Genomic DNA, 7374 nt, shown 5'->3' with positions numbered 1-7374 from the left:
GCTGGAGACAGTGAATTCGCAGCATAGTGGGTAGAGGATAAGGAGGTCTTCCGTTGCCACGCTTAGGGTAATAGGGCTCGATTACGGCCTCTAAGCGTTTCCATGGAATCAGAACCTCCATTCTTTCAAGAAAAATTTCCCTACGAGTTCTGCGTCGCTTCTGGCTGAATTCACTGTCGGAAAAAGAGAGTTGTTGGTCCATGACTACCTCTGATCAAGCTGCTGAGATTATTATCTCATGATCAGGGACTTATTCGCAGGTTCCCTAGACCCGATGCTATTGCGAAAGAGATCTTCAAGGCCATTGTCAGTAAGGATCTTGTTTCAGTGAATTGACTGGAACTCTGGGCCTTCAAACATCTGAAGGTTCAGGGTGAACATTGATTTGGATATTTCTCATGAAATGGAGTTGAGAGATGGAAGAGTACACACATGTTGTCATTGACAAAAAAGGGGTAGGTCTGGATCAACTGAAGCAGAAGATAGCCAGTCAGGGGCTGCTGACTGCAGAGGCTTCTGGTTACGCAGCAGAAATGGCCGAAGGTTCACGTAGACTGGAGCATCATTTGAATGTATTTCTATGGGACCGCTCTATCAAGGGTGAAAAGGGTCGTCTGGGCATTGTTCTGAATCAGAAAGCACCGGACTGTTTCACAGTCAGGGTTCGATGCCCTTACTTAACCCGCGATGGCTATCTCTTTTCAGGTACATTAAAAGGCGACAATGGACATGCAGGCAAGCCAACAGGACTTTCTATCAATGGTGCGTGGGCCTATAAAGGGAACATTCCTGCGAGATTCTGCTTTATTGAAGGGCTGCACTCCTCAAAAAGCCTGAACTATGCCTCATGGTTCAGAGGTGATGGATGGTGATCCATCACCTCTGAAATCGTTCAATAGTCCGGGTGCTTACTGGCAGCTTCCCAGAAGCTTCCAGACACCGTCCCTGTCAGAATGTTGGTCTGGGGAGAGGTTAGTGTTCCAACGGAAGGCCTGATATGCCGAGCCCTTATGATGAACCTTGTTACCCGTGACGTATCGTTTCTGGCCAGACCATATCTCCAGATCTGAACAGTTTTGGTTATTGTCTTGAATGGCTTCAACCGTAGCTGTCAGGGTTGCTCCGGCATAGGCGTAAAACCCACGCAGCATGACGTGCCAGGTTCCCTGTTGGGCTGAAGAGATCACGCAGGTTTCGTTATTTGAGGACTTATAAGGTCTGCAATCATATTGTCCGGTAGTGGGAGGCGTTTCGTGCTGGACGTAAAGGTCCGCATCGCCACTGCCTCCGGATAGAGTGACTCGAAGACGCTGGTTTGCTTCGGGAACATTGATTTGAAAGCGAGTTTCAGATCGTCTTGCTCCGGAAAGCCCCGTTCTTGGCACACCGCTGATCAGTAGGCTGTCATCACTGGTATTACCCACATTTACAGTCTTGCTGGCGGTATCACTTTTATCTTCGTTATCCGTGACTGTCAGAGAGACTGTATACTGCCCTTGTGCAATATAGGAATAATCGATCTGTTTTCCGACTAAACGGCTTCCGTCTCCTAACTGCCAGGAGTAGAGATCAATGGTTCCGTCAGTATCAGAGCTGTCAGTACCATCAAATCGACAATTCAGGCCGTCACATTCTACGCTGAACGCGGCAACAGGCTTCTGATTGTCACGATCACCTATACCGTCGTCCGGTATGACACCACCAAATAGAGAAGACACTTCGGGCCAGATCTGTTTGATCTGAACACCACTGTTCGGGCAGCCACCCAGATGATGCAGTCCAATGACTTTATGAGTGGACTCTGCAAGCACAGGTGAGCCAGAAGAGCCGCCTTCGGTATCACAGAGGTAATTGGTATTAAAACCGGCTGTGGGTCTATTAATACGACAGAGGTTGGTTGAGTTCTGGTCGGAAAGTACCCCCAGTTCTTTTCTCCTTCCTCCCGGATGTTGAGGGATGTAAATGGCTTCTCCCGCAATCGGTGTTCTGACATCCAGGCCAAGGTAGCCAAAGCTGGCTATGGTATCAGGGTTATTCAGGCTCAAGACGCTGTAATCAAGTCTGGCGTTGGTTTTTATCAACTCATCGACGGTAACGACGGTTCTGTTGGCTGAAGAGCCACCACAAGTTTCCAGCTGATAGTTGAACCAGACTTCAGTATTTCGGGCCTCGGAAGCTGATTCTACACAGTGGTTATTGGTAAACAGCAGGTTACCCTCACCCACGCGCCAACCAGTGCAAAGACTGCGACCGGCAATCAGCAACCTGGCTACAGGTGCACTGTGAGCTACCTCAGTGGGAAAGCTGTCTGAAAAACAGGCGACCGATCGTTTCTGGTCATTGCCGCAGATGGATTCAGTTCCGTTTTCAGGAAACTGCATCAGGTGTTGAATATCCTCTTCTGGCAACCCTTTCTGATAGCTATCAATCTCAACAACCGGTATTGCATTAGGTTCTTTGCTTGAGCCAATCAATCGGACGATGGCGGTAGAGCCAATAATGGACAGGCTGGAAAACCGATCAATGCCGTTTTCTCCAAGCTCGGGATTCCATGTTTTAGGGGTATTTAGAGCTGGTCCATATTGATAGACCTGACTGCGGTCCGGTGAGCTGACTTCCACAGCCATGCCTTGAGGGACATTGAAGCGTTTGAAGTGAACTTTAATAAAGCTGGCATGTTCACTATTAATTGTTAGCGGATGAGCTTCAAACTGAAGCCCCCTTATCGAGTGTTCAAAGGGTATGGTTTCGGCAATAGCAACAGGTTCAGGGCTGCTAAATGCAGCAGCGGTTTGAGCGGTTATAAATAATGATGAAATGGCGAGTTTTCTAACAAATTGGTTAATAGTCATCTCTAAATCCTTTAGATTATTGATTCAACCAAGATCGATAGACGCAAGCCAGCAGAAGTGGCTCTCTTACAGAGTTATCCTTTCTGAAAATAAAAATATATAGGCGTGGACTGATAAATTGTTGTTAATAAGTAACTGAAATATAAAGCATTTATCTTAAGTCCAACGTTATCAACAAGCTGGGATTTTGGATGAGCTTCTGGATACGCAGTTACTTCATGCAAGATGAGCCTGATAAAGCTAATATTGTCGGCTAGAATTCGATATCCACTGTTGAACGAGTGGCTGACCCCTCAATGGATTGTTGAAAGATATTATGAGTCCAGGTCTATCTGGGCGCCCGGGAGCCTCATGAATAAAACCCTGATAAAAATCATACTTTTGATTCTGGTTCTGGCCGGGGCCGCTGTTCTGTATATAAAGTTCAAGCCTGTTGAGCAACCTGTCAGCCCATTGCCTGAGCTGACCCAGCTGCTGGAAAGAGCCCAGCAGCAAGCTGAAGAGCTGGCCATGCCAAAAGCTGAACCCATCAATCTGGCGGATTGGCAGGTGCTGATGCAACGGGTGGCCGATCAGAATGGATTGCGAATCGGAGTCAGGGAAGGCAATGCCCAGCAGGCTGAAATCTATATCAAGCCGGGTTCTGTTGAGCAGTTCGTCAATGGTTTTGCAGATATGTATGCCAGAGGGCTAAGGGTTCAGAGCATCCGACTACTGGAAGCGGAAGAGCCCGGATCAGTGAAGGCTGATACTGTGAAACTGTTGGTGAGCCCGTAAGTTTCAAACTCTCCTGCTGTCTGCCTCAAGCTCTTTACGAGCATACTTGGCCCGATACTCACCCGGTGTCAGGCCGGTATGTTTTCTGAATACACGACCCAGATAATCCCCGCCTTTAAAGCCGGTTCTTGTCGCTATTTCATCCAGGTTTAGCTGGTATCGGCTCAGTAATAGCTTGGCTCTGTCGATGCGGACGAACGTCAGGTAATCGTTAAAGCCCATCCTGCCTTCCTGACGAAAAAGCCGGGAGAGATGATTGGGAGTGATGGCAAACTCTTCCGCCACTTTGTCCCGGGTGATTTCCTGGCCAAAATTCTTTTGTAGATACAGGCAAATGGCTTCCCAGCGGCTCTGGGTTCGGTTGATGATATTGCCGGTTTCTTTGGGGATAAGGTGTGAGGTGTGTTGAATCAGAGCTTCTGCAAGGTAGTTAACGGAAGGGTTGTCGCCAGGACTGGCAGCTATTGCTTCAATGGCTTTCTGGATTAAAACGCCTTCATTGCACAGTGCTTCGGGGATGGATGTTCTTGCCAGAGATGACACACTGTCTGCATCACTGCACTGATTTAAACTCAGCCCGATTTGCCGATGGGCGAACATAAACGTCAGTGTTTGACTTTGTTGTTTCCAGGTGGGCAAATCCCAGCAATGGGCCGGAATGTAGATGGCCTCTCCGGGGCTGGCTTCTATAGAGCGAACCTTATCATGATCACTGATCTGAACATCGTAGGTGCCTGATAGAACCAGGGACAGTCTTGGGAAGTTAACCTGACAGGCATTCACTGGCGGAGCGTTATTATTCTCTGCAAACCAGACACGCGTAACCCTGCGGCTATTCAGAAACGCATTGATCTGTTGCTGGATTTGCAGGGCGTCGCTCATGAAGCTCTCTCATCATAAGATGCGACGTAATAATGATAATTTTTGATCAATCAGATTTTGACCGGGGTCAAGTTTTTATCACCTTGATACAAATGTGAGCATAATCATCCAAATGTCGGGTACTGCCGATAAAAGCGATTGAATATAGTGCAAGTCATTCCAAACTTTCACACAGATTGCCAATGTCAGCTCACTACCCTCAAGCGCTGGAAGAGACGTCTGGAGACAGCCCTTCTAAAGTCAAAAAGATTCATACCATTGCCCATACTCACTGGGACTACGAATGGTATTTCACCCAGAATGAGTCCCAGATTCAGCTTGATTACCACATGGATGAGCTGCTCTATGCCCTGGACGCCAATCTGCTGCAGAGCTATCTGCTGGATGGCCAGACCAGCCTGATTGAAGATCACCTCAGTAACTGCCCTCAAAATCGTGAAGCCATCACTAAGCAGGTAGCCGACAAACGTTTACTGATTGGTCCCTGGTATACCCAGTCAGACCTGATGATTGTGGCGGGCGAATCCATCGTCAAAAACCTGCAAACCGGTTATCATTATGCCGAGTCTATGGGGCACTCCATGGACATTGCTTATGTCCCGGACTCCTTTGGCCAAAGTCAGGACATGCCCAAGATCTTCAATGGTTTTGGTTTGACTCGCTTTGTGTTCTGGCGCGGACTGTCCAGCAGCAAGAGTGCCTATCGTGAATTCCAGTGGCAGAGCGAAGATGGTTCCCAGCTGACCTGTTACAACATTCGTGAAGGTTACTATCCAGGCGGTGCCCTGATCTGGGGTAATGAAAGCGATATCCGCTCTACGGCTGATACCAACAGTCAGTCTTCACACTTTGAATTTGGCGTATTTCCGGTTGGGGGAGACCAGCGTTACGTAGACTTCGACTTCAAAACAAAGATTGAAAAAGCCAACCGTGAAGTTGAAGAGTATGAGTTTGTAGAAAGCGACTACGGACTGGTATTCGACGATATCGATACCAGCAGGCTGGAAACCATTCAGGGTGAAATGCTGGATTCTGAAAACTCCAAGATTCATCGCTCTATCTATTCATCCCGCTACGACCACAAATACATGAACGACAAGGTCGAGCGTAAACTGATCAACACTCTTGAGCCTCTGATGGCTATGGGTGCCGCTCTGGGTCTGGAGCATAAACGGGGAACGGTTGATAACATCTGGAAGGGTGTGCTGAAAAATCATGCTCATGACAGTGCCTGCGGTTGCAACACCGATAAGACCAATTATCAGATTCTGAACCGCTTCATTAATGCGGATGAGCGCATTGATGCTCACATTGATTACCTGATTCGCAAGATCTCTGAAGCCACACCAGAAGACAGCACTCTAACGCTCTTCAATACGCTGGCATACGACACAGACAGGAAGATCACTGCCACCATCAGCACCAAAAAGCCTTGCTTCGATATCACTCTGAATGGCCAGAGTATTCCATTCGAAGTGGAAACTGTTCGTCAGGTGTACAACGGCTCAATCAAACGGGATGAAAGCGAAAACGATCCCGAGTTGTATTACTACGAAACCGATATTGCTTTCAGACATCCCATGAAACCGCTCTCCTATTGCAACCTTCAGGTTGAAGAGGGTGGTCAGGAGTTGTCTGTAAGTCGTCAGGAGCTGACACTGGCGGCCATTGAAGACGACCATTACAAACTGGCTGTGATTAATGGCCAGTTACATCTGAAAGAGAAGAGCACGGGCAAACTGTTCAAAAACTTCATCACTCTGGTGGATCAGGCTGATGACGGCGACACCTATGACTATTCGCCGCTGGTGGGTGATGAGCCTCTGGTTTTCGACTTTACCGATGCCGAGTTTTCAGCTGAAGCGGACACTCTGACCCAGACCCTGAAAATCCGGGGCAGCATTGCATTACCGGAAGGGATTGAAGGTCAGGAGCGCAGTGAAACACTGACGAAACTGCCTTACACATTGCAGATCGCACTGGAAAACGATGGCCTGATGCAATGCCGCCTGCTGGTGGACAACACTTGTAAAGATCACCGCCTGAGAGTTCGGATTGATACAGGCATCGCCTCCACTGCTTCCTTTGCCGACACACCTTTTGGCTGCATTGAACGCCCGATTCGTCAGGCTGAAATGGATAACTGGCAGGAACTGGGCTGGAACGAAGAGCCTACCGGCATTTATCCAATGCTGAACATCGTCAACCTGCACAATGAGCAGAGTTCTGTTACCGCCTTCACTCGCGGCATCAAGGAATACGAGATTACGGGTGATCAGGGGCAGTTTATTGAACTGACTGCTTTCCGCAGTGTGGGCTGGCTGGGCAAACCGGGTTTACAGCGTCGCCCCGGTAAGGCCTCCGGCAATGAATACCGCTATATCCCGACTCCCGACAGTCAGTTACTGAAAAACCTGGAGTGCGAGTTTGCTATCCGTCTGGACAATGAATTCCAGTTCGGCGCCTTACGAAAACAGCAGCAAGATTGGACGACACCAGTTCTTCACTACCAGAAGCAGGAACTGAACCGATTTACCGGCCCCCTGAAATACTTTGTTTCTAACCGTATGCGTCGTGATCTGAACAGCGAATTCCAACTGTTCAGCAAGATTGAACTGAGTGACAACCTGGTTAGCTCACTGTTCAAACTGGCCGACGATGGTCGCAGTTATGTGCTTCGACTTCTGAACGCCAGTGATAAGCCGCAAGTGAAAGCCAGTATTGAATTTAAAACAGCACCGAAAAAGCTGATTGAGAGCGATCTGACAGAGCGCTCTCAGCTGGGCTCTTTCGACAACAAGATTGACCTGGACACCATGAAGCCAGGCGAAATCAAAACTTTCCTGATTGAACTTTGAGAGTG

General features: G+C 48.4%; 6 protein-coding genes. 3 read left to right on the top strand and 3 right to left on the bottom strand.

The window, feature by feature from the left end:
* The coding region (locus tag WG89_RS29370; RefSeq protein ID WP_479686492.1) for a transposase at positions 1-202 on the bottom strand (202 nt) is incomplete at its 3' end.
* Positions 203-416: 214 nt separating this feature from the next.
* Here WG89_RS29370 and WG89_RS12165 point away from each other — a divergent pair.
* The gene (locus tag WG89_RS12165) at positions 417-872 is read left to right on the top strand and encodes a hypothetical protein (RefSeq protein WP_062266278.1); all 456 of its coding nucleotides are present in this window, start codon (positions 417-419) and stop codon (positions 870-872) included.
* Between the two features lie 36 nt (positions 873-908).
* Here the strand turns inward: WG89_RS12165 and WG89_RS12160 are convergent, their stop codons facing one another.
* Positions 909-2852: a PKD domain-containing protein gene (locus tag WG89_RS12160; protein WP_062266275.1), complete on the bottom strand. Its 1944-nt coding sequence runs from the start codon at positions 2850-2852 to the stop codon at positions 909-911.
* A 351-nt stretch (positions 2853-3203) separates the two neighbouring features.
* Between WG89_RS12160 and gspM the strand changes: the two genes are divergently transcribed.
* Positions 3204-3629, top strand: coding sequence for a type II secretion system protein GspM (gene gspM, locus WG89_RS12155; protein WP_062266272.1), 426 nt, complete (start codon positions 3204-3206; stop codon positions 3627-3629).
* Positions 3630-3632: 3 nt separating this feature from the next.
* Here the strand turns inward: gspM and WG89_RS12150 are convergent, their stop codons facing one another.
* Positions 3633-4511, bottom strand: a complete 879-nt coding sequence (locus tag WG89_RS12150; protein ID WP_062266269.1) for a helix-turn-helix transcriptional regulator — start codon at positions 4509-4511, stop codon at positions 3633-3635.
* Positions 4512-4693: 182 nt separating this feature from the next.
* Here WG89_RS12150 and WG89_RS12145 point away from each other — a divergent pair, with 182 nt between their 5' ends.
* Positions 4694-7369, top strand: coding sequence for a glycoside hydrolase family 38 N-terminal domain-containing protein (locus WG89_RS12145; RefSeq protein ID WP_062266266.1), 2676 nt, complete (start codon positions 4694-4696; stop codon positions 7367-7369).
* Positions 7370-7374: the final 5 nt, after the last annotated feature.

The sequence above is a fragment of the Endozoicomonas arenosclerae genome, from assembly GCF_001562015.1.
GTDB classification, from domain to species: domain Bacteria; phylum Pseudomonadota; class Gammaproteobacteria; order Pseudomonadales; family Endozoicomonadaceae; genus Endozoicomonas_A; species Endozoicomonas_A arenosclerae.
Note: the sequence above shows the minus strand (reverse complement) of the source record. Positions and strands in the feature narration are given on the sequence as shown.